The following is a 23,388-nucleotide window of genomic DNA, read 5'->3' as shown; positions in this document are numbered from 1 at the left end:
AGTACGTTATTTATGTCACTCAAAATACTAAGTGTCTTTATTAAAAACATACTTAAAGGAGTGGAGTCGTAAAATAGGATAAAACAACGAAGTCTAACGCCGGTGAGCTCCAGCGAGACAAGAGATATCTTCCTTTAGCGACTTCCTCACACATTCCTTGAGCGCGAGAACAGCAGGACTTCGGTTACCCTTAACCGTTACCAATGCTAGCTCGCTTCTTGTGGCATCCTGAAGTGGGATGTAGCACACTCCGGGATGCTGGAATATGCGGGCCGCCGATAGCGGATAAGTGTCGAAAGCTCCCTGGTAAGCAATGGCTGCCAAGCTTTCTGGGATCGACTTGACAAAAGCCCCTACATGACAAGGCTCGACAAGTTCAGATCGCAAGGCCCAATACGACGCCCAATCAGATGGAGCACCCTCTCCGGCAACGGCAAATGGCTTATCCAGAAGTTGCCCAATACTTAAGTACCTGGAACTTGCTAATGGATGAGAAGCCGGCACGGCAGCAACTCGCGGTTCATCAAACATGATCTCATACTCTAACCGGGCATCATCGACCGGCAGCCTCATGAAAGCGGCGTCCACAATGCCTGAAATGAGACTCTTCACTTGGTTGGTCATCGTCAACTCCTTCACGATCAGCCGGATCTCGGGGTTAGCCTGACGAAATCGAGTGAAGATAGAATGCGTCAATTCACCTGCAGCATCGCCGAAAAAGCCAACAGTAAAGATATGACGGTTCTGCTCGGCAATGGCACGGCATTCTGCAATAGTACTTTCCAGACGCCCCATCATCAGGTGTGCTTGATCAATGAACTGCTCACCTGCCGCGGAAAGGGAAACTCGACGATTGGTCCGCTCGAAGACCCTAAAGCCCAACTCATGCTCAAGCTTGGAGATCTGATTACTCAACCCAGACTGAGCAATATTTTCAATCTCTGCAGCTTTTCCGAAGTGAAGGGTCTCGGCAAGACGAAACATGAGTGAAAGCTGTTTCGTATCCATATTGGTAACCCCCAGAATCGCAACTCAAGCGTTAAAACGCGATGAAACCTTGTTGTTGACCGTTTGACCATACCACGGTACCGAACATGCCAACAGTAGGCCCCTCGGCACTAGCCTCTGACGCCGGATAGGCGCTCGGAAATGCAACAAGTCGAATCTCAGTTTCCCGAAAAGTCAGTACAGTACAGCGCCCTATAAGTCTGCTCCAGCAGAGGAAGGTATAGCAAGACCAACAAAAGCTGTATAGCCAACAATTTCAGGCGGGGAGATACCCGTAATTCATCGTGATGGTGCCATAGGAAAAGGCCCCTGCCACCATGGTGACGGTCGCGCTGCGGGGACGGACAGACCCGCGAAGCTCGAGGGTCTGAGTGGTGTGCTGGTACGCCACTCTGCAGCGCCAACACCTCCCCGATCGTGTTGTAGTGTCGCTCGTCAAACAGTGGCTAGCTCAAATGCGCCAGGGCAATACGGAGGCCGACCAACACTTCCAGCGCCTAAAGCGCCTCACCGACCTGGATACCCTGCTTAGCAGCCTGCTGCCGAGTACTCCCAGCGCGCGATACGAGCCCGCAAGCGCAAGCGCAAGCGCAAGCACCGATCGTATTAATCACTCAGCGCTTACGTAGCCCCAAAAAAAAGCGCCCTTCCGCAAAAATGCGTGGGGCGCTTTACACGATCGCAAGAACAAGGCGCGAGCCACCTTGAACCGGCTAGAAAACAGAAAACCCGCTCTCATTGAGAGCGGGTTTTAAAATCTGGCGCGCCCGGGAGGATTCGAACCTCCGACCCCCTGATTCGTAGTCAGGTACTCTATCCAGCTGAGCTACGGGCGCTTTACAGTTACATCTAACTATCTAAATGATGAAAGCATATTAACATCAATCACTTATGCTTTCAAGAGGTAATATTTACAAGGTGGCGCGCCCGGGAGGATTCGAACCTCCGACCCCCTGATTCGTAGTCAGGTACTCTATCCAGCTGAGCTACGGGCGCTTTACAGTTACATCTAACTATCTAAATGATGAAAGCATATTAACATCAATCACTTATGCTTTCAAGAGGTAATATTTACAAGGTGGCGCGCCCGGGAGGATTCGAACCTCCGACCCCCTGATTCGTAGTCAGGTACTCTATCCAGCTGAGCTACGGGCGCTTAACCTTGCAACACCTCAGTCTTTCAACTTTTCGGTCTTGCAATGCTTCTGCTTGTCACATCACTGCTTCAAGCATTTACTACTTAACATGCGGTTGGCGGAGAGAGAGGGATTCGAACCCTCGATAGGGCTATAAACCCTATACTCCCTTAGCAGGGGAGCGCCTTCAGCCACTCGGCCACCTCTCCTCAACGGCACGGCGCGAATATTACCGATTATAAGAACCAATGTCCAGCCCCACACCAATTTTTTTTCGCGCCGTCCGTATGTTACCGCATAAACGCCCTACAGCGGACGTAACCCACGCGGCCATTTACTCAGGGTCACTTTCACTATTACGTTCGCGCTGAATGCGCTGGTAGATCTCTTCACGGTGCACCGCGACATCTTTAGGTGCATTCACACCGATACGCACTTGATTACCTTTCACACCTAGTACCGTGACGGTAATTTCATCTCCGATCATCAGAGTTTCGCCAACGCGGCGGGTTAAGATGAGCATGGCTGATCTCCTTCTCAGACGTTTTTACACAACGGGACGTGTCCACCAGAGGCGACGCCACCCTATTATGCTGCATGGCGTCGCTTGTCACCAATCACCCTGGCTCCATGACACCCCAACTTCCCGTTGAAAGAAAGCTCACCACCACACGGCAGCAAGTATCACTCCTTCAGCGTAGAAGGTTTAAAGCATAATTGTTATTCAGATTCGATATCTGACTTATCAAGGCCAAAAGCTTTGTGTAAGGCGTTGACCGCTAGTTCCATATGCTTTTCATCGATCACCACAGAAATTTTAATCTCTGAGGTCGATACCATACGGATATTAACGTTTTCATCCGCCAACACGCGGAACATCTTAGAAGCAACGCCGGCGTGAGAGCGCATACCTACCCCCACCAGTGATACCTTAGCAATATTATCATCGCCGCGTAGCTCGCCACCGCCTAAGTCAGGAATAACGGTTTCTTCGATTAGCTTCTTAGTCGCTTTGTAGTCGCCTTTAGCTACGGTGAAGGTGAAGTCTGTATAGTCACCGGCAGGAGCTACATTTTGGACAATCATATCGACTTCGATATTGGCATCGGCAATGGGGCCAAGAATGCGTGAGGCGACACCAGGTACGTCTGGCGTATTCAGCAGGGTGAGCTTAGCTTCATTTTTGGTAAAAGCGATACCGGAGATCAGCGGTTCTTCCATAGAGTCCTCGTCTTGGTCTGCGTCTGCAACAATTAGAGTGCCTGGGCCATCTTCAAAGCTCGACAATACCCGTAGCGGCACGTTGTATTTGCCTGCAAACTCCACAGCGCGGATTTGCAGCACTTTGGAGCCTAGGCTCGCTAGTTCAAGCATTTCTTCTACAGTAATGCTCTCAAGGCGTTGCGCCCTGGAACACACACGGGGGTCGGTAGTGTAAACACCATCGACATCAGTATAGATTTGGCACTCATCGGCACCTAGCGCTGCAGCCAATGCAACCCCAGTGGTGTCTGAACCACCGCGTCCTAGCGTTGTAATATTGCCGTTCTCATCAACGCCTTGAAAGCCAGCTACGACGACTACCTTGCCCGCATCCAGATCGGCTTTCAGATCGTCGGTCTCAATACGCTGAATACGCGCTTTGGTATAAGCGCTATCGGTATGGATGCCTACCTGAGCTCCCGTATGAGAAGTGGCAGATACCCCAATTTGCTGAAGCGCCATGGCTAGCAGCGAAATGGTGACCTGCTCGCCGGTTGACAGCAGCATATCCATTTCACGCGGTGCAGGGTCTTCATTAAGGGCATGAGCCATGTCGGTCAGGCGATTGGTCTCGCCGCTCATCGCCGAGACCACTACAACCACCTGATGGCCTTGATCGCGAAAACCTTTGACCTTTTCCGCCACGGCCTTGATGCGGTCGACAGAGCCCACCGAGGTGCCGCCGAACTTCTGTACGTATAATGCCATATGCCGTTTTTCCTATGCGTTCGGGAATGGAGGGTGAATGTTGTTATTACTGATTTCCTTAACCAACAAAAAGGCCGGTAGCAGATAATGCCACCGGCCTCCTTAATTAGCGAAGCGTGTTTTCCAACCAGGCAGGAACACTGTTCAGCGCTCCAGGCAGGGCATCAGGCTGGCTACCGCCGGCTTGCGCCATATCCGGGCGACCACCACCTTTACCTCCCACCTGCGAGGCAACGTGGTTAACCAGCTCGCCTGCTTTAACGCGGCCCGTCAAATCCTGAGTTACCCCTGCAATGAGGCTCACTTTACCGGCTGCCGCATCAGCTACTCCGAGCATCACCACACCTGAGCCCAGCTTATTTTTTAATTGGTCGAGCACGCCACGCAAATCTTTACCAGAAACCCCTTCCAACTGGGTGACCAGTAGCTTAACGCCATTAACCTCCTGCACTTGGCTAAGCATGTCACTGCCCGCCGCGCTAGCCAGTTTGGCTTTAAGCTGTTCAAGCTCTTTCTCAAGCGCACGATTGCGCTCAACCAGCGACTCAACTCGCGCCTCAACCTGATCGGGCTTGGTTTTCAAACGCTCGCCCAGGCGCTGCACACGTGCTTCTTGCTCACGGAAATACGCCAGCGCATTTTCACCGGTAATGGCTTCTATGCGGCGTACTCCTGAGGCAATGCCCACTTCGCTAATCACATGGCAGCAGCCAATATCACCGCTGCGATTAACATGGGTACCGCCACATAACTCGATAGAGAAGTCATCGGCCCCAATGGTCAACACACGTACGCTGTCAGCATATTTAGCTTCAAACAGTGCTGCCGCCCCTTTTGCCTTGGCATCAGCCAAGCTCATTTGCTCAATCTTCGTCGGCGCATTAGCCAGAATTTGCTCATTGACCAGCCGCTCAACTTCAGCCAGTTGCTCAGCAGTCATCGGCTCATAATGGCTAAAATCAAAACGTAGGCGCTCAGCGTTCACTAGAGAGCCCTTCTGCTGTACGTGATCGCCTAATACCATGCGTAGCGCTTTATGCAGCAAGTGGGTTGCTGAGTGGTTACGAATGGTGGCACCGCGCAAGCTAGCATCTACTTCGCCACGCACGCTTGCACCAACATTTAATACCCCCTCCACCATCATCCCTTGGTGAAGATGGTGACCGCTCTGCTTCTGGGTATCTGTTACCTGAAAGCGCCCACCAGCTACATATAGATAGCCGGTGTCGCCCACTTGACCGCCCGACTCACCGTAAAACGGCGTGCGATCTAGCACCACGGTCCCCTTCTGACCAGCTTCCAGAGCGGCCAGAGCATTTCCTTCACTATCGACAAGGGCAGTAACTGTGGCTTGGTCTTCTAATTGCTCGTAACCGGTGAACTGGGTTTCACCTTCTAGCTCAATGGATGCGCTGTAATCAGCGCCAAACTGGCTAGCAGCACGAGCACGCTCACGCTGGGCTTCTAACTCACGTTGGAAGCCCTCTTCATCCAGAGAAACTTCCCGCTCACGGCATACATCAGCAGTAAGGTCATAGGGGAAGCCATAGGTATCGTATAGCTTAAACACCGTCTCACCAGACAACACATTGCCCTGAAGCTCTTCAAGTGCAGCATTCAAAAGCCCCATACCGTGATCCAGTGTGCGGGCAAACTGCTCCTCTTCTTTTAGTAGTACGCGGGCAATTTGGTCGCTGGCTTCGCGAAGCTCGGGGTAGGCAGCGCCCATTTCGGTATCCAGCGCTGCAACCAGCTTATAGAAGAAGGGTTCAGTGGCACCCAGTTTGTGGCCATGGCGAATCGCCCGACGGATGATCCGACGCAGCACATAGCCACGCCCTTCATTGGAAGGTAGTACGCCATCGACAATCAAAAAGGCGCAGGAACGAATATGGTCGGCAATGACCCGCAACGAAGGCGTGCTGGTGTCGCTGTGGCCAGTGGCATCAGCTGCCGCTTTTAGCAGGTTCTGGAACAGGTCGATTTCGTAGTTGGAGTGCACCCCCTGCATTACAGCGGCCACGCGCTCTAACCCCATGCCGGTATCAATGGAAGGCTTAGGCAGTGGGTTTAGCGTACCCGAAGCATCGCGATCGAACTGCATAAATACGAGGTTCCAGATCTCGATATAGCGGTCGCCATCCTCTTCTGGGCTTCCCGGCGGGCCACCCCAAACCTCGGGGCCGTGGTCGTAGAAGATCTCTGAACAGGGACCACAAGGACCGGTATCCCCCATCTGCCAGAAGTTATCTTTTGCACCGATACGCGCGATACGTTCGTGAGGTACTCCAATTTCATCGGCCCAGATATTGTAGGCCTCGTCGTCTTCAGTAAATACTGTGACCCATAACTTCTCTGCAGGCAGCCCAAGTCGCTCGGTGAGAAACTGCCAAGCGAAGCGAATCGCATCGTGCTTGAAGTAATCCCCAAAACTAAAATTACCAAGCATTTCAAAGAAGGTATGGTGGCGCGCAGTATAACCAACATTGTCCAAATCGTTATGCTTACCGCCAGCCCGTACGCAGCGCTGTGCAGAAGTGGCTCGCACATAGGGGCGCGGGTCACGACCTAGAAAGACATCTTTAAAGGGCACCATGCCTGCATTAGTGAACAACAGGGTGGCATCGTTGCCCGGGACTAGTGATCCAGTTGGCACGATGGTGTGCCCCTGCTGTTCGAAGTAATCAAGAAAGGCCTGTCTGAGTTCTGCGCTTTTCATAGGGTATCCGTAACAAGAAAGCGTGATGCCCCAGGGCGCTGTCGCCGCCACCCGCTGGGGTCGCAAAGGATCCATTATAACGTAGTTGTCAAACGACTAAAGCCGCAGTTAGTGGCAGAGATTCAAACAGAGGGCATATTTACTGAGAAAAGGAGTCAGATAGGCAGGTAAGAGCGTAGCGAATTTGCTCAAAGTTAAACCCACGAGATGCCAGAAAGCGTTCGCGCTTGGCACGCTCTTTAGGGGACTCACCTAGGGAGGTGTAGCGCCGAGCCAACGTCTCGCGGGCTAGCTCAAACCAGTCCACATCTTCGCGCTCTTCAACGGCAGCAAGTGCAGCTGCTAACGTTTCTTGATCAATACCACGCTGGCGTAGCTCGCCTTTAATACGGATGACACCCTGCCCGCGGGCAATACGTGACCGTACAAAGCTCTCGGCGAAGCGGGAATCGGATTGCAGCGCCTGCTCTGCAAGAACATCCAGGCAAGCCGTGATGTCATCATTCTCAAAGGACTTCTGCTGCAACTTGCGCACCAACTCGGCGCGAGAGTATTCGCGCCGAGCCAGTAATTGAATAGCCACTTCACGTGGAGTTGACTCACCACCGGAAGAAAACATAGTAATCACTCACAGTGGTTTAGCGCCCAGCACCACGCAGCGGTTTATAGCAAATCGTCATCGCTATCAGCGGCAACATCTGCAACAGACGCTGCCTCTTCTTTTTTAGGCTCAGCTTTGGCCAACAACTGATCGCGAATCTGGGTTTCGATCTCAAGCATGATTTCAGGATGCTCTTCCAGATACAGTGCCGAGTTCGCTTTACCCTGACCGATTTTCTTACCTTTATAGCTGTACCAGGCACCAGCTTTGTCGACTAGGCTGCACTGCACACCAAGATCAATGACCTCACCGGCATGATAAATACCTTTGCCGTACAGAATCTGGAATTCAGCTTGGCGGAACGGTGGAGCCACCTTGTTTTTAACCACTTTCACACGAGTTTCGTTACCGGTGACTTCATCACCCACTTTCACCGAGCCGGTGCGTCGAATATCCAAACGCACACTGGCATAGAACTTAAGCGCATTGCCACCTGTAGTGGTTTCAGGACTACCAAACATAACGCCAATCTTCATACGGATCTGATTGATAAAGATCACTAAGCAGTTAGCGTTTTTGATGTTACCGGTGATTTTACGCAGTGCCTGGGACATCAAACGCGCTTGTAGGCCTACATGGGAATCACCCATTTCGCCTTCGATTTCAGCACGCGGGGTCAAGGCAGCGACTGAGTCGATAACAATCACATCGACACCGCCAGAGCGCACCAGCATGTCGGTAATTTCAAGCGCTTGCTCGCCAGTGTCTGGCTGGGAAACGAGCAAGTCATCCAGATTAACACCAAGCTTTTCAGCGTAGCTGGGGTCAAGGGCGTGCTCAGCATCCACGAACGCACACACTTTGCCCTGCTTTTGCGCCTGAGCAATCACCGAGAGGGTCAGGGTCGTTTTACCGGAAGATTCCGGGCCAAAGATTTCGCAGACACGGCCATAAGGCAGACCGCCAATGCCAAGTGCGATATCAAGCCCCAGCGAACCAGTGGAGACAGACGGCATAATGACGCGAGGCGCGTCGCCAAGGCGCATAACAGTACCTTTGCCAAACTGGCGATCAATCTGGCTAAGTGCAGCATTAAGCGCTTTTGTGCGGTTGTCTTCCTGAGCCATGCAGAGATTCCTCATAACAAGCTGTATAATTAGCCAGTAGTATGCCAAAGATTGAGCCGTAAACAAATCCTCGGCTTCGCTTTCTCACAATTATTTCTACTTACACGCCTTCGCAAGAGTATCCAATCGCACCACCAACCCTGCAAGAGCTTGGCGCACAGCCTGCTCTCGCACCGCTTGGCGATCACCTGGAAAGTGAAAACACTCCGCCTGCTGGTGGTCAGTGTCTCCCCAGGCCAACCATACGGTGCCCACGGGCTTATCAACACTGCCGCCATCTGGGCCTGCAACGCCGCTCACGGCAACCGCAAGGCCAGCGCCGCTCTCTCGGCAAGCGCCCTCGACCATCGCTTTGACAACCGCCTCACTGACAGCCCCATGAGCTTCTAGCGTTGTCGGCGGCACGTTCAATAAACGCGTTTTAGCCGCATTAGAGTAAGTCACGTAGCCCGAGGTGAAGTAGCTAGAACTGCCCGCTACCGATGTAATTGCGCTTGAAACACCACCACCGGTGCACGACTCAGCCGTGGTGACTTCAATACCAAGCTGCTTACATAGCCGCCCAAGCCGCTGAGCAAGTAGCGACAAATCGAGATTCTTAAGGCTAGAAACGCTAGGTGCCATTGTGACTCCTTCATGTGAGACCTTAGGGTAGCGTAGAATACTGCGTTTATCTTTCTCAAAGAAATTGCTCAAAGAAATTGCTCAAAGAAATTGCCCAAAGAACCTGCTGTAAGCCCAATGGCTTGCGCCACGCTCAACCAGGACACCCATGTCACAGGCCAGCCCCCAGCACACGCCAATGATGGCGCAATATCTTAAAATCAAACGCGACCACCCCGAGGTACTGCTGTTTTACCGTATGGGGGATTTCTACGAACTGTTTTTTGATGATGCCAAACGTGCTTCAGCACTGCTGGACATCACCCTTACTCAGCGAGGCCAGTCCGGTGGCAAACCGATCCCCATGGCTGGCATTCCTTATCATAGCGCTGAGGGGTATTTAGCTCGATTAGTAGCTACTGGCGAATCCGTGGCTATTTGCGAGCAGATTGGCGACCCCGCTACCAGCAAAGGCCCCGTTGAACGCCAAGTTGTACGGATTGTCACCCCTGGCACACTCCATGACGAAGCCCTGTTAGATGCGCGCCGCGATAACGTACTAGTGTCAGTCTCCCCTGGAAAAGACAGCTGGGGCCTTGCCTGGCTAGAGCTCTCCAGCGGTCGCTTTAATGTACTGGAAGTAGCAAGCGAAGCAGAGATGTTGGCGGAATTAACCCGCTTATCTCCTGCCGAACTGCTGGTACCAGAAAGCCTAACGCTGCCCGATGCCTGGTCGCAAAAACGCAGTCTACGCCGCCAGGGCGAATGGCTATTTGATTTAGAAAGCGCAACCCGCAGCCTGTGTGATCAATTTGAAGTACAGGATTTACGCGGCTTTGGCTGTGCACACCTAACCACAGCTCTGGTGGCTGCTGGTGTGCTGATTGACTACGCTCGCGATACCCAGCGCTCACGCCTACCCCACGTTACCGCCATCAGCGTGGAAAACCGTGACGATGCGGTAGTGATTGATGCGGCCAGCCGCCGCAACCTAGAAATTGATATTAATCTGGGCGGCAACAGCGAAAATACCCTAGCCAGTGTTTTAGACACTTGCACCACTGCCATGGGCTCTCGGCTGTTAAAACGCTGGCTTAACCGCCCACTACGCCAGCGCGACATTGTGGAAGGACGCCAGGCAGGCGTGGCTCTCCTGTCAATCGATGCTGCCTACCAACCACTTCGCGAGACGTTAAGCGATGTGGGTGATGTCGAGCGTATTCTTGGCCGTGTAGCGCTCTATAGTGCTCGTCCACGTGATTTAGCACGCCTTCGCGATGCGCTGACGACACTACCCGCACTGGAGCAACTACTTAGCGAGATTGATAGCGGCAGTGCCTTAGATAGCATTAAGCCACACATTCGGCCCTACCCAGAAATGGCCGATACACTCACCCGCGCGCTGGTCGAGAATCCGCCGGTCGTGATTCGCGATGGTGGCGTGATTGCCGACGGTTTTGACGCTGAGCTGGATGAACATCGCGGCATGGCTGAGAATGCTGGCGACTATTTAGTCCAACTAGAGCTACGCGAACGCGAGCGTACCGGCCTAGCCAATCTGAAAGTCGGTTACAACCGAGTGCACGGTTATTTCATTGAACTACCCCGCTCTCAGGCACAGCAGGCACCAGCAGACTATATCCGACGTCAAACGCTGAAAAACGCCGAACGCTTTATTATTCCCGAGTTAAAAGAGTTTGAGGATAAAGCACTCTCGGCTAAGTCACGGGCGCTAACCCGTGAAAAGTGGCTCTACGAACGCCTAATGAGTGAACTAAATGCACAGCTACACGCGCTGCAGAGCACCTCACGAGCACTGGCCGAGCTGGATGTATTGTGTGCATTTGCCGAACGTGCCGAGGCGCTTAACTGGGTACGCCCGCAATTAGTGGATGCTACCGGCATCACCATTAGCGCAGGCCGCCACCCAGTGGTTGAGCACGTTAGTGACAAACCGTTTGTGCCTAACGATGTCACGCTATCTCCCGATCAGCATATGCTCATTATCACCGGCCCTAACATGGGCGGTAAATCCACCTACATGCGCCAAACCGCGCTAATTGCCCTGCTCGCCCATAGCGGCAGTTTTGTGCCCGCCAGCGCCGCTGAAATTGGACCTATTGACCGTATTTTTACCCGCATTGGCTCCTCCGACGACCTAGCAGGCGGACGCTCTACCTTCATGGTGGAGATGACGGAAACCGCGAACATCCTGCACAACGCGACTGAGCACAGCCTAGTGCTCATGGATGAAATTGGGCGTGGTACCAGCACCTTTGACGGCCTCTCACTGGCCTGGGCAAGTGCTGAGCATTTGGCGGCTGCACGCGCGTTAACGCTGTTTGCCACCCACTATTTTGAAATGACCGCGCTGCCGGAGCAGGCAAACGGGGTGGCGAATATCCACCTAACGGCTACCGAGCACGGCGATGGCATCGTCTTTATGCACCGTATTGAGGCTGGCCCTGCCAGTCAGAGCTACGGCTTACAGGTTGCACAGCTGGCTGGCGTCCCCACCCCGGTCATTGCTAGGGCACGTGAAAAGCTCATTGCTTTGGAACAGCGCGATGTTGACCAACAACAACACCATCCTGCCCCAGCCAGCATGGAAGCGCCGCAACAGAACGATTTGTTTGCTAGCGCCCCTCACCCGGTAGTGGATGCTCTTGGCAAAGCAGACATAGATGATTTATCTCCCCGCGAAGCTCTGGCACTGCTGTATCAATGGCGAGAGTTGCTGTGAATGTGTCAATGGATGAGCGCAAGCGCTTGCCGCCGCGAGAGGGCACCACTAGAATGTCGCTCATACACTTTAGCTTATAAAAAACCGCTGGTTTATAACCATTCACGATTGACCACGACCGGAAGCATCCGGTCTAGCAAGAGGGATAGCAAGATGACGTTTGTCGTTACCGAGAACTGCATCCAGTGCAAATACACCGACTGTGTGGAAGTCTGCCCGGTCGACTGCTTCTACGAAGGCCCCAATTTTCTGGTCATTCACCCAGACGAGTGCATCGACTGCGCACTGTGTGAGCCAGAGTGCCCTGCCGAGGCAATCTTTTCGGAAGATGAGCTACCTGATGGCCAGGAGCAGTTTATCGAGATAAACGCGGAGCTTGCAGAGGTATGGCCAAACATCGCAGAGAAGAAAGACCCTCTGCCTGATGCTGAAGAGTGGGATGGTAAAACAGGTAAGCTTGAAAAGTTAGAACGTTAACCTGCTCACGCCTCTCGTTCCGAGAAGCTGTTTGTTGGAAACCAATTCTTACAAGCCACTCCTATTAAAAGTACTTGATTGTTAATAGGAGTACTTTTGTTACCAGTGCTTTCGTTACCAGTACTTTTCAAAGCCAGCGCTTGCGCTGGTTTTTGTGTGGATGGCACACATAAAAAAAGGCGGCCCGTAGGCCGCCCGCTCCAAGCACTTCCTCTGACCACTCCCTATGTCAACTTCCTTAGGTGATGTCCCTGCCGGGGCCCATGTCACTATGTCACCCAGCACACCTACCTGCATCCCGTTGCATCCTGCCTGAAGCATCCTTGCCTCCCCTAGTCCTGAATACATTGTGACAGATAACTGAGGCACCTCAAGGAGGCCAAAAATGCAAAAGGCGAGCCTTATCGGCTCGCCTCTTTTTAACAACACCTTAAATAACAATCACTTAAATTAAAATTAGTGAAAAATTTCGTTTTTTCTTACCCAATTCGAGCGAATGTCGTCGGCATTTGTAGGAGATCTCTTACAAAATCTTGAGAGATCTCTTACACGCAAGCATCATTTATACGCTTACTGCCCTTTAATTGCCTTTAAACCGGGGTAAACAACATCGCCAAGCTCGGCCTCAATCACCAACAAGCGGTTGTACTTAGCGACACGGTCAGAACGGCATAGCGAGCCTGTTTTAATCTGGCCTGCACAGGTCCCCACGGCTAAATCAGCGATGGTGGTATCTTCTGTTTCACCACTACGGTGTGAGATAACTGCAGTGAAGCCCGCATCCTGGGCCATTTTGATCGCATCCAAAGTCTCAGACAGCGAACCAATCTGGTTGAACTTGATCAGGATGGAGTTACCGATCTGTTCATCGATGCCGCGCTTAAGGATTTTGGTATTGGTAACAAACAGGTCATCACCTACCAGCTGAACTTTGTCACCCAGCTTATCAGTTAGTGCTTTCCAGCCTGCCCAGTCGGACTCATCCATACCGTCTTCGATGGACACGATTGGATAGTCAGCGCACAGGCCCGCTAGGTAATCAGTAAAGCCTTCAGCGTCGTAACTTTTACCCTCGCCGGAAAGGTTGTACTGGCCATCTTTGTAGAACTCAGATGAAGCGCAGTCGAGTGCCAGCGTAACATCACTACCTAGCGTGTACCCCGCATCAGCCACAGCCTGTTTAATAACTGCCAGCGCATCAGCATTAGAGGCCAAGTCAGGCGCAAAACCACCCTCATCCCCTACTGAGGTAGAAAGCCCTTTGGCCGACAGTACTTTTTTTAATGCATGGAAAATTTCCGCCCCCATACGCAGGCCTTCACGGAAATTGGCCGCACCCACCGGCTGTACCATGAACTCCTGGATATCGACGTTGTTATCTGCGTGCTCACCGCCATTGATAATATTCATCATCGGCACAGGCATACTGTACTGGCCTGGCTGACCGTACAATTCAGCAATGTGTGCATACAGCGGCACACCCTTAGCATTAGCAGCGGCTTTAGCGGCTGCTAATGAGACCGCCAAAATAGCATTGGCGCCTAAGTTAGCTTTATTTTCAGTGCCATCCAAGGCCAGCATGGCGTCATCCAGGCCTCGTTGATCGCGTGCATCCATTCCCAATAACGCATCACGGATCTTGCCATTCACGGCCTCAACGGCTTTTAAAACGCCTTTGCCAAGGTAACGTGCCTTGTCGCCATCGCGCAGCTCAAGTGCCTCGCGAGAGCCTGTGGAAGCACCGCTGGGTGCACAGGCCTCACCCACAGCACCACTTTCCAGACGAACCATGGCCTGGACGGTAGGGTTTCCACGGGAATCGAGTACTTCCAGCGCACTGATTTCAACAATTTTGGTCATGACAATATCCTTAAGTTATAAGTCTAATAGATGGTGGTGCGTCCAATTGTATTACGTTTATTACCGCAATCAGCGAATGGTCAGCGGGTCGAAACCCTTCACGAGAGTGTCCAACTGCGTGAGCTGAGTTAAAAAAGGCGTCAGTTGATCTAACGGCAGTGCGCACGGGCCATCGCATTTGGCGTTATCTGGGTCTGGATGCGCTTCCAAAAACAATCCAGCCAAACCAACCGCAACACCTGCCCGGGCCAGCTCTGCGACTTGGGCACGGCGACCATCAGCGCTATCAGCACGTCCACCTGGGCGCTGTAGCGCGTGGGTAACGTCGAAGAACACTGGATAGCCCGTCTGCTTCATATCCCCAACACCGAGCATATCAACAATCAAGTTGTTATAACCAAAGCTTGTACCCCGCTCGCATAACATTAGGCGATCGTTGCCTGCTTCCTGAAACTTGCTCAGAATATGGCGCATTTCATGGGGAGCCAGAAACTGCGGCTTCTTAATATTGATGGCCGCTCCAGTTTTGGCCATCGCGACCACTAAATCGGTTTGGCGAGCCAAAAATGCTGGTAGCTGGATAATATCGGCAACTTCCGCCGCAGGCTCAGCCTGCCATGGTTCATGCACATCGGTGATAATCGGCACGCCGTAGCGGGCTTTAATATCCGCCAGAATTTGTAAGCCTTTCTCCAAGCCCGGACCACGATAGGAGTGAATCGAGCTGCGGTTAGCTTTATCAAAACTTGCCTTAAATACATAAGGCATGCCTAGCTTTTGCGTCGCTTCAACGTAGGCTTGGGCCACTTCATCAGCAAGCTCTGCCGACTCCAGTACGTTCATACCGCCTAGCAGCATCAGCGGCAAAGAATTGCCGGCGGTTAGGCCGGCAACGTTAATATGACGCTCTGGAAGTGAAGCTTGAGAAGCCATGTTTTTGGAAACCATACTTTTGGAAACCATGTTTTTAGAAGACACTCGCTCCCCCCTACTCCTGAGGTGCCGCGTGGGCACGGGTACGTGCTGTTTTATACTCAAGCGCCGCGTTCACAAACCCGGAAAACAGTGGGTGGCCATCGCGAGGCGTTGAGGTGAATTCCGGATGGAACTGGCATGCAACGTACCAAGGGTGGTCCGCTAGCTCCACTACCTCAACCAGCGATTGATCGACGCTCTTACCCGAGATTACCAGCCCCGCTTTCTCCAGCTCATCAATAAACTGGTTATTAACTTCGAAGCGGTGGCGGTGACGCTCGACAATCTCATCGGAACCGTAGGCTTCACGAGCTTTACTGCCTGACGCCAGGTGACAAACCTGCCCACCCAGACGCATTGTGCCGCCTAAATCAGAGGCCGCATCGCGTAGCTCAATCTTACCTTCGGCGTTAATCCACTCGGTAATCAGCCCCACCACCGGGTGCTTAGTGTCGTGGGTAAATTCGGTGGAGTTAGCGTCTTCCCAGCCTGCCACATTGCGGGCAAACTCAATGACAGCCACCTGCATACCTAAACAAATACCCAGATAGGGAATGTTGTTTTCACGGGCAAACTGGGCAGTGAGAATTTTGCCTTCCACGCCACGCTCGCCAAAACCACCCGGCACTAGAATGGCGTCTTTACCCGCCAATCGCTCTGTGCCGTGGCGCTCAATATCTTCAGAGTCGATATAGTCGACGTTAACCTTGATACGCCCTTGGATGCCAGCATGAATTAGCGCTTCGTTAAGCGACTTGTAGGCATCAAGCAGTTCCATGTACTTACCAACCATGGCGATGCTGACCGATTTCAGCGGATTCAGCTTGGCGTCCAAGACCTTAACCCACTCAGAAAGATCAGCTGGTTCTGCTTCCAGACGTAGCTTGTCGCAAACAATATCGTCCAAACCGTGCTCGTGCAGCATCAGCGGAATACGGTAGATGGTGTCAGCATCCTGCAGCGGCACCACTGCACGCTCTTCCACGTTGGTGAACAGGGCGATTTTACGACGCTCGCTCTCTTCAAGTTCCACTTCGCTGCGGCAGATCAGAATATCCGGCTGGATACCGATAGAGCGCAACTCTTTGACGCTATGCTGAGTTGGCTTGGTTTTGGTTTCGCCAGCGGTCTTGATGTACGGCACCAGTGTAAGGTGCATGAAAAGAGCGCGGTTAGCCCCCAACTCGCTGCGAATCTGGCGAATCGACTCTAGGAAGGGCAGCGATTCAATATCACCTACCGTTCCACCGATTTCCACCAACGCCACATCGAAGCCTTCACCACCGGCGTAGACGCGCTGCTTGATCTCATCGGTGATGTGCGGAATGACCTGAACGGTGCCACCCAGGTAATCACCACGACGCTCTTTACGCAGCACGTGCTCGTACACACGGCCTGTGGTGAAATTATTACCTTGGGTCATTTTAGTACGAATAAAGCGCTCGTAGTGCCCGAGGTCCAGATCCGTCTCGGCGCCATCCTCGGTGACGAACACCTCGCCGTGCTGGAAAGGACTCATAGTGCCCGGGTCCACATTGATGTACGGGTCGAGCTTGAGCATGGTGACCTTAAGGCCGCGGGCCTCGAGAATCGCCGCCAGCGAGGCTGACGCGATGCCCTTGCCAAGAGAGGACACAACGCCGCCGGTCACGAAGATATATCGTGTCATGGAAAACCTGTCGAAACGTGATCAAAAGGCGTAACAGAAAGCCACACCAGGATGGGACGACAGAATAGCAGAATACGCCTTAAGGCTCAATTTGAACTGCCCTTGATGGGCAATGCCAAAGCCAAACCTAAGAGAGGATCTTTGGTCATGGCCGGAAAAAGTGATGCCTGCTTTTCCGGCATTTCCGCCGCCCCAGGCCGTCAGATGACAAAAGTTGCCCCCATGGATGGAGTCACAGCACCTTCACGCAGGCCTTGGGCGGGGAAGTAGCCCGCTTGGGCACTTCCCCAACCTCACTATCAAACGCCCAGGTAATTCAAAATCCCTTCAGCAGCTTGGCGGCCTTCATAAATTGCGGTGACCACCAAGTCGGAACCGCGCACCATATCACCACCAGCAAATATTTTTTCATTGCTGGTTTGGAAGGCGTATTGGCCATGCTCCGGCGCTTTTACCAAGTCCCAGTCGTTGAGTTCAATATTAGCGCTGTCGAACCAGGGTGCAGGGCTCGCTTGAAAACCAAAGGCCACCACCACCGCATCAGCAGCGATGATCTCTTCGGAACCAGGCACTACTTCAGGGCGACGGCGGCCGTTTTCATCAGGCTCACCCAAGCGCGTACGTACCACTTTAACGCCTTCCACCTTCTCTTCGCCCACCACGGCAACGGGTTGGCGGTTGAACAGGAACTCAACCCCCTCTTCTCGGGCATTGGCGACTTCACGGCGAGAACCAGGCATATTCTCTTCATCACGACGGTAGGCACAGATTACATTAGCAGCCCGCTGACGAATCGAGGTGCGGTTACAGTCCATAGCAGTATCACCACCGCCCAGTACCACCACACGCTTCCCTTCCATGGAGATAAAGTCGTTAGGGTCTTTTTCAAACCCTAAACGACGATTCACATTGGCGATCAGGAAATCCAGCGCTTTATACACACCGGGCAGGTCTTCACCGGGGAAGCCTCCAGCCATGTATTTGTAAGTCCCCATACCCAGGAAAACCGCATCATACTCCTGAAGCAGAGTATCAAACTCAATATCGGTGCCAATCTCGGTATTCAAGCGAAACTCAACGCCCATCTCCTCGAAGACCGCGCGGCGACGCTCCATCACATTCTTTTCCAACTTGAACTCTGGAATGCCAAATGTCAGCAGACCACCGATCTCGGGGTATTTATCAAACACCACAGGCTTGACACCGTTGCGCGCCAGGATATCGGCACAACCAAGCCCCGCAGGCCCAGCACCTACAATGGCCACCTTTTTATCGGTCCAGACCACCTTTGACATATCCGGGCGCCAGCCCATGGCAAAAGCGGTATCCGTGATGTATTTCTCCACCGAGCCAATGGTAACCGCGCCGAAGCCATCGTTCAGCGTGCAGTCTCCTTCACACAGGCGGTCCTGGGGGCACACACGGCCACACACTTCCGGCAGCGAGTTAGTTTTATGGGAAAGCTCAGCCGCTTCAATGATATTGCCTTCCACCACCAGCTGCAGCCAGTTGGGAATATAGTTGTGCACTGGGCACTTCCACTCACAGTACGGGTTACCACAATGTAAGCAGCGATGCGCTTGGCTAGCGGCATCGGTCGGTTTAAACGACTCGTAAATTTCCGCAAACTCTTTTGAGCGTAAGTGGGCGGGCTTTTTTTGCGGGTCTTTACGACCCACATCAACAAACTGAAAATCGTTATTTAAACGGTTAGCCATGGTCTCTCTCCTCTCAGCGATGGGCTCTGGCGGGTTATTCCGGCTGACGCCGAGATTGATTCAGCAAACTACCTAAACTTGCCGCTTTAGGCTTCACCAGCCAGAAGTGGCGCGCGTAGTCACTAAAGTCTTCCAGAATCGCTGCTCCACGGGCCGAGCCTGTTGCCGCCACATAGGCTTCGATCATCTCCCGCAGGTGACGACGGTACGCTTCCATCACTTCGGTGTTGACCCGATGGATCTCTACCAGTTCGTGGTTGTACTTATCCACAAAGGTACGATCTTCATCCAGCACATAGGCAAAGCCACCGGTCATACCTGCACCAAAGTTAACGCCGGTCTCACCCAACACACAGACCAAGCCACCAGTCATGTACTCACAACAGTGGTCGCCTGCACCTTCAATCACTGCGGTAGCCCCCGAGTTACGCACGGCAAAGCGCTCACCAGCAGTCCCTGCTGCGAACAGAGTCCCTCCGGTCGCACCATACAAGCAGGTATTACCGATAATGGCAGTTTTATGGCTTTCGAACTGGCTCACCTTCGGCGGCACAATCACAATACTGCCACCGTTCATTCCTTTACCCACGTAGTCGTTGGCATCACCTTCAAGGTAGAGGTTTAAACCACGTGCGTTCCACACCCCGAAGCTTTGGCCCGCAACACCGGTGAAGTGCGCAGTGACCGGCGCTACTTCTAGACCATCCTCCCCATAGCGCTTGGCGATTGCTCCTGATGTCAACGCCCCCACGCTGCGATCGCAGTTGGTGATCGTAAAATCGAAGACGCCCCCCGATTGGTTTTCGATCGCCTCTTTTAACGCTGCGAGTACTTCCTGATTCTTAGCACCCGGATCATGAGGCACATTACGACTCACTTGACAGAACTGCGGTGCATTAGCAGGAACAGAGTCGTTAACCAACAGAGGAGTGAGATCTAACTTGCGCTGAGAGGCCGTACTACCCTCCAGCACTTCTAGCAGATCAGTGCGACCAATTAGATCAGTAAGCTGGCGCACCCCCAACGAGGCCATCAATTCACGCACTTCTTCGGCAATAAAGCGGAAGTAGTTTTTGACCATATCCACGGTGCCGCGGAAATGCTCTCCACGCAGAAAATCATCCTGGGTCGCAACACCGGTGGCGCAGTTATTCAGGTGACAAATACGCAGATATTTGCAGCCCAATGCCACCATCGGCGCGGTACCAAAGCCAAAGCTTTCAGCACCCAGAATTGCAGCTTTGATAACATCAAGGCCAGTTTTTAAGCCGCCGTCGGTTTGCAGGCGAATTTTGTCACGCAGACCGTTAATACGCAGTGCTTGATGCACTTCTGGAAGACCCAGCTCCCAGGGTGAACCGGCGTGCTTGATTGAGGTCAGGGGGCTCGCCGCCGTACCACCGTCGTAGCCGGATACAGTGATTAAGTCCGCATAAGCCTTAGCAACACCAGTCGCAATAGTGCCGATACCTGGCTCAGAAACCAGCTTCACGGACACCTGTGCATCTGGGTTGACCTGTTTCAGGTCAAAAATTAGCTGTGCCAAATCCTCAATGGAGTAGATGTCGTGGTGGGGTGGTGGTGAAATCAGTGTCACACCAGGCACCGAGTAACGCAGGCGCGCAATCAACTGATTGACCTTACCTCCAGGCAACTGGCCACCTTCACCGGGCTTAGCGCCTTGCGCTACTTTAATCTGCAATACTTCTGCATTGACCAAGTACGCTGGGGTAACACCAAAACGTCCAGAGGCAATCTGCTTGATCTTCGAGCTACGAATAGTGCCGTAGCGAGCAGGATCCTCACCACCTTCACCTGAGTTGGAGCGACCACCCGCCTCGTTCATCGCCTGAGCCAGCGCTTCATGCGCCTCTGGTGAAAGCGCACCGAGTGACATGCCAGCACTATCAAAACGCGGGATCAACGCTTCAACCGGCTCAACATCTTCCAGCGGGATTGGCGCGTCAACAGGCTTAAGCTTCAGTAGGTCACGAATAGTGGCTACCGGACGCTCATTAACTAGTTGAGCAAACTTTTTCCACTTGGCGTAACTACCCTCTTGTACCGCCGCCTGTAGCGACTTAACCACATCAGGGTTGTAAGCATGGTACTCATAGCCATGCACATACTTGAGCATACCGCCCTGGGAAATACCCTTGCGGGGAATCCAGGCATCTTTAGCCAGTAACTCTTGCTGCAACTGCAACTCAGCAAAGCCGGCACCCTGGATACGCGACGCCATACCCACAAAGCAGGTATCCATAATTTCGTCAGAGAGGCCAACCGCTTCAAACAGCATCGAGCCACGGTAGGAGGCCAGTGTTGAGATCCCCATCTTCGAGAGAATCTTAAATAGCCCTTTCTGCAGGCCTTTACGATAATTTTCTCGAGCATCGGCGGGGTTACCAGTCAACTCACCCGTGCGGTGCATATCAGCCATGACTTGATACGCCAGCCACGGATAAACCGCCGTGGCACCGACACCGAACAGAACTGCCATCTGGTGAGCATCACGAGCGTAGCCGGTCTCTACAACGATATTGGCATTGGGGCGTAGCGCTAAACGGCCAAGGTGGGAGTGAACAGCACCCACCGCCAACGCAGCCTGAATCGGTAGCTGTCCCTTGGGCAGCTCAGCATCGGTCAGCACCAGAATGACCTTACCAGCAATTACCTGGGCTTCGGCCTCCTGGCATAACGCCGTAATCGCCTGCTGTAAGCTGGTGTGCTCAGGATCGTAGCCCAACGACATTGTGTGGCTAGCAAACGCAGGATCGTCTTGGCTGACCAATGCCGTAAATTTGCGCGGCGATAGCACCGGAGTCGTCAAAATCAGCCGGTGCGCATGCTCAGGCGTTGCCTTGAAAACATTTAGCTCTGCGCCGCAACAGGTTTCCAGCGACATTACGATTGCTTCACGCAGCGGGTCGATGGGCGGGTTGGTAACCTGGGCAAACTTCTGACGGAAGAAGTCGGTTAGTAAGCGCGGGCGACTAGACAGCACTGCCATAGGAGTGTCATCCCCCATTGAGCCCACCGCTTCTTGGCCGCTTTCTGCCAACGGGCGCAGCACCTGATCACGCTCTTCAAACGTCACCTGGAACATCTTTTGCTGAACGTTAAGCGCGTCGGTATCCATGGTCTGGAAACGAGCAAGCTCGGTCAGCGCAGACTCTAGATAACTAGCCTCTTGCTTAAGCCAACGTTTGTAGGGGTACGCAGATTTTAAACGGTCATCAATATCCTGGGTATGCAGCACTTCACCGGTTTGAGTATCCACAGCCAGAATCTGACCAGGGCCAACGCGACCTTTAGCAATTACGTCTTCTGGCTGATAACCATAGGTACCAATTTCAGATGCCAAGGTGATGTAGCCATTTTTGGTAATTACCCAACGCGCCGGACGCAAACCGTTACGGTCTAGCATACACACTGCTTGGCGGCCATCGGTCATAACCACACCGGCAGGCCCATCCCAAGGTTCCATATGCATAGAGTTGTACTCATAGAATGCACGCAGCTCGGCATCCATGGTCTCTACGTTTTGCCAGGCGGGCGGCACCATCATGCGCACTGCACGATGCAGCTCCATACCACCGGTCAGCAACACTTCTAGCATGTTGTCCATACTAGAGGAGTCAGACCCTGTGGTATTGACGATTTCATCAAGCTTAGCGATATCCGGCAAACGCTCATTCACAAAGTTTGCTTTACGCGAGTTTGCCCACCCACGGTTGGCTTCAATGGTGTTGATTTCGCCATTGTGGGCCAGCAAACGGAATGGCTGCGCCAGGGGCCAGCGAGGTGCAGTATTGGTCGAGAAACGCTGGTGGAACACGCAAATGGCGGTTTCCAGGCGCGGGTCGTTAAGATCTTTATAAAACGCCGGTAAGTCTTCCGGCATCACCAAGCCTTTGTACGACACTACTTCCGAGGAAAGGGAAGCAACATAAAAGTCTTCATCGCCGCGCAGCGCCTGCTCTGCATAGCGGCGGGCCATAAACAGATCAACATCGAAGCTCTCACTGCTACCCGGCTGAACAAACAGTTGCTCAATGCGCGGAAGACAGTCCAACGCCATGGGCCCACAAACGCTAGGATCGGTAGGTACCTCGCGCCAGCCCAGCACCTCCAAACCACGGCCGTTCAACTCACGCTCTAACGTTTCTTTAGCCTGAGCTGCACGGGCATTGTCGTCAGGTAGAAACACAACGCCAACGGCAAAACGTTCGCCAAGCTCTACGCCCAGCGCTTGCTTGGCCGCAGCACGCATGAATTGCGTCGGCATTTTAATCAGCAGTCCGCAACCATCACCGGTTTTGCCATCTGCCGCAATGCCACCGCGGTGGGTCATGCAGGTAAGTGATTCGATCGCTGTTTTCAGCAAGTCATGGCTGGACTGCCCTTCCATATGGGCAATTAGGCCAAAGCCGCAGTTGTCGCGAAACTCGCCGGGCTGGTGAAGACCTTTATTCATGGGCGTGCCCCTAATAAGCGTATTTTAATAGCAGCGAACATATGGTATAATTATGGGTTTTTCTTTTTATACACCCGTTGTCAACCCATCCAAAAGGGAAGCTTTCCCTATTCGCCACTGTAAGAAATGGCCGCTCAGCATAGCGATTTGCCCACGCCCTGCGCAATCTCTCACGACGTACAAAACCCAAAAAACCCTTGTCAAATCCTAGCCTTACATGCACAACATTTTAAAAAACACATACACTTCAACCACTTGCAAAGCAATAAAACGATATTTAAACGGAAAAATAGAAGTATAGAAC

General features: G+C 52.8%; 15 protein-coding genes, 4 tRNA genes and 1 pseudogene. 4 read left to right on the top strand and 16 right to left on the bottom strand.

The window, feature by feature from the left end; genetic code table 11:
- Positions 1-93: 93 nt before the first annotated feature.
- On the bottom strand, positions 94-1,008 hold the full coding sequence (locus CPA45_RS04555) for a LysR family transcriptional regulator (protein WP_096650435.1): 915 nt from the start codon (positions 1,006-1,008) through the stop codon (positions 94-96).
- Between the two features lie 383 nt (positions 1,009-1,391).
- Between CPA45_RS04555 and CPA45_RS04550 the strand changes: the two are divergent.
- Positions 1,392-1,637 (top strand): annotated as a pseudogene (locus CPA45_RS04550) (dihydrouridine synthase); the annotation flags it as partial.
- Positions 1,638-1,767: 130 nt separating this feature from the next.
- Here CPA45_RS04550 and CPA45_RS04545 read toward each other — a convergent pair.
- The 10 genes from CPA45_RS04545 to CPA45_RS04500 form a co-directional block, all read right to left on the bottom strand.
- A tRNA-Arg gene (locus CPA45_RS04545) sits at positions 1,768-1,844 on the bottom strand.
- An 83-nt stretch (positions 1,845-1,927) separates the two neighbouring features.
- Positions 1,928-2,004, bottom strand: a tRNA-Arg gene (locus CPA45_RS04540).
- 83 nt (positions 2,005-2,087) lie between these two features.
- Positions 2,088-2,164: transfer RNA gene (locus CPA45_RS04535), tRNA-Arg, on the bottom strand.
- Positions 2,165-2,260: 96 nt separating this feature from the next.
- Positions 2,261-2,353 (bottom strand) — tRNA-Ser (locus CPA45_RS04530).
- Positions 2,354-2,478: 125 nt separating this feature from the next.
- Entirely contained in the window at positions 2,479-2,667 is a 189-nt protein-coding gene (gene csrA, locus CPA45_RS04525; RefSeq protein WP_078088550.1) for a carbon storage regulator CsrA, read from the bottom strand.
- 197 nt (positions 2,668-2,864) lie between these two features.
- Positions 2,865-4,115: an aspartate kinase gene (locus CPA45_RS04520; protein WP_078088551.1), complete on the bottom strand. Its 1,251-nt coding sequence runs from the start codon at positions 4,113-4,115 to the stop codon at positions 2,865-2,867.
- A gap of 106 nt (positions 4,116-4,221) precedes the next feature.
- Positions 4,222-6,834, bottom strand: coding sequence for an alanine--tRNA ligase (gene alaS / locus CPA45_RS04515; protein WP_096650434.1), 2,613 nt, complete (start codon positions 6,832-6,834; stop codon positions 4,222-4,224).
- 139 nt (positions 6,835-6,973) lie between these two features.
- Positions 6,974-7,453: a regulatory protein RecX gene (locus CPA45_RS04510; protein WP_096650433.1), complete on the bottom strand. Its 480-nt coding sequence runs from the start codon at positions 7,451-7,453 to the stop codon at positions 6,974-6,976.
- A 44-nt stretch (positions 7,454-7,497) separates the two neighbouring features.
- Positions 7,498-8,562 (bottom strand): recombinase RecA, encoded by a 1,065-nt coding sequence (recA, locus tag CPA45_RS04505; protein ID WP_096650432.1) that lies wholly within the window; start codon positions 8,560-8,562, stop codon positions 7,498-7,500.
- 96 nt (positions 8,563-8,658) lie between these two features.
- Entirely contained in the window at positions 8,659-9,186 is a 528-nt protein-coding gene (locus CPA45_RS04500) for a CinA family protein (RefSeq protein ID WP_096650431.1), read from the bottom strand.
- Between the two features lie 148 nt (positions 9,187-9,334).
- Here CPA45_RS04500 and mutS point away from each other — a divergent pair, with 148 nt between their 5' ends.
- Positions 9,335-11,908, top strand: coding sequence for a DNA mismatch repair protein MutS (gene mutS, locus CPA45_RS04495; RefSeq protein ID WP_096650430.1), 2,574 nt, complete (start codon positions 9,335-9,337; stop codon positions 11,906-11,908).
- Positions 11,909-12,061: 153 nt separating this feature from the next.
- Positions 12,062-12,385 carry a ferredoxin FdxA gene (gene fdxA / locus CPA45_RS04490; RefSeq protein WP_044628866.1) on the top strand — a complete coding sequence of 108 codons (324 nt, stop codon included), beginning with the start codon at positions 12,062-12,064 and terminating at the stop codon, positions 12,383-12,385.
- A gap of 570 nt (positions 12,386-12,955) precedes the next feature.
- On the opposite strand, the gene eno is transcribed toward fdxA, so the two are convergent.
- From eno to CPA45_RS04470, 3 genes are all read right to left on the bottom strand, one after another.
- Complete coding sequence (eno, locus tag CPA45_RS04480) at positions 12,956-14,245, bottom strand: phosphopyruvate hydratase (protein ID WP_096650428.1); 1,290 nt, start codon at positions 14,243-14,245, stop codon at positions 12,956-12,958.
- A 69-nt stretch (positions 14,246-14,314) separates the two neighbouring features.
- Complete coding sequence (kdsA, locus tag CPA45_RS04475; RefSeq protein ID WP_096650598.1) at positions 14,315-15,178, bottom strand: 3-deoxy-8-phosphooctulonate synthase; 864 nt, start codon at positions 15,176-15,178, stop codon at positions 14,315-14,317.
- Positions 15,179-15,233: 55 nt separating this feature from the next.
- Positions 15,234-16,889, bottom strand: a complete 1,656-nt coding sequence (locus CPA45_RS04470; RefSeq protein ID WP_078088560.1) for a CTP synthase — start codon at positions 16,887-16,889, stop codon at positions 15,234-15,236.
- A gap of 147 nt (positions 16,890-17,036) precedes the next feature.
- Between CPA45_RS04470 and CPA45_RS23165 the strand changes: the two genes are divergently transcribed.
- Positions 17,037-17,159 (top strand): hypothetical protein, encoded by a 123-nt coding sequence (locus CPA45_RS23165; protein ID WP_279628795.1) that lies wholly within the window; start codon positions 17,037-17,039, stop codon positions 17,157-17,159.
- Positions 17,160-17,188: 29 nt separating this feature from the next.
- Here CPA45_RS23165 and CPA45_RS04465 read toward each other — a convergent pair whose 3' ends face one another.
- Positions 17,189-18,607, bottom strand: coding sequence for an FAD-dependent oxidoreductase (locus tag CPA45_RS04465; protein ID WP_096650427.1), 1,419 nt, complete (start codon positions 18,605-18,607; stop codon positions 17,189-17,191).
- 34 nt (positions 18,608-18,641) lie between these two features.
- Entirely contained in the window at positions 18,642-23,084 is a 4,443-nt protein-coding gene (gene gltB / locus CPA45_RS04460) for a glutamate synthase large subunit (RefSeq protein WP_096650426.1), read from the bottom strand.
- Positions 23,085-23,388 lie beyond the last annotated feature (304 nt).

The organism is Vreelandella nigrificans (genome assembly GCF_002374315.1).
GTDB classification, from domain to species: Bacteria; Pseudomonadota; Gammaproteobacteria; order Pseudomonadales; family Halomonadaceae; genus Vreelandella; species Vreelandella nigrificans.
The sequence above is the reverse complement of the archived record's forward strand: the minus strand, read 5'-3'. Positions and strand labels throughout refer to the sequence as shown.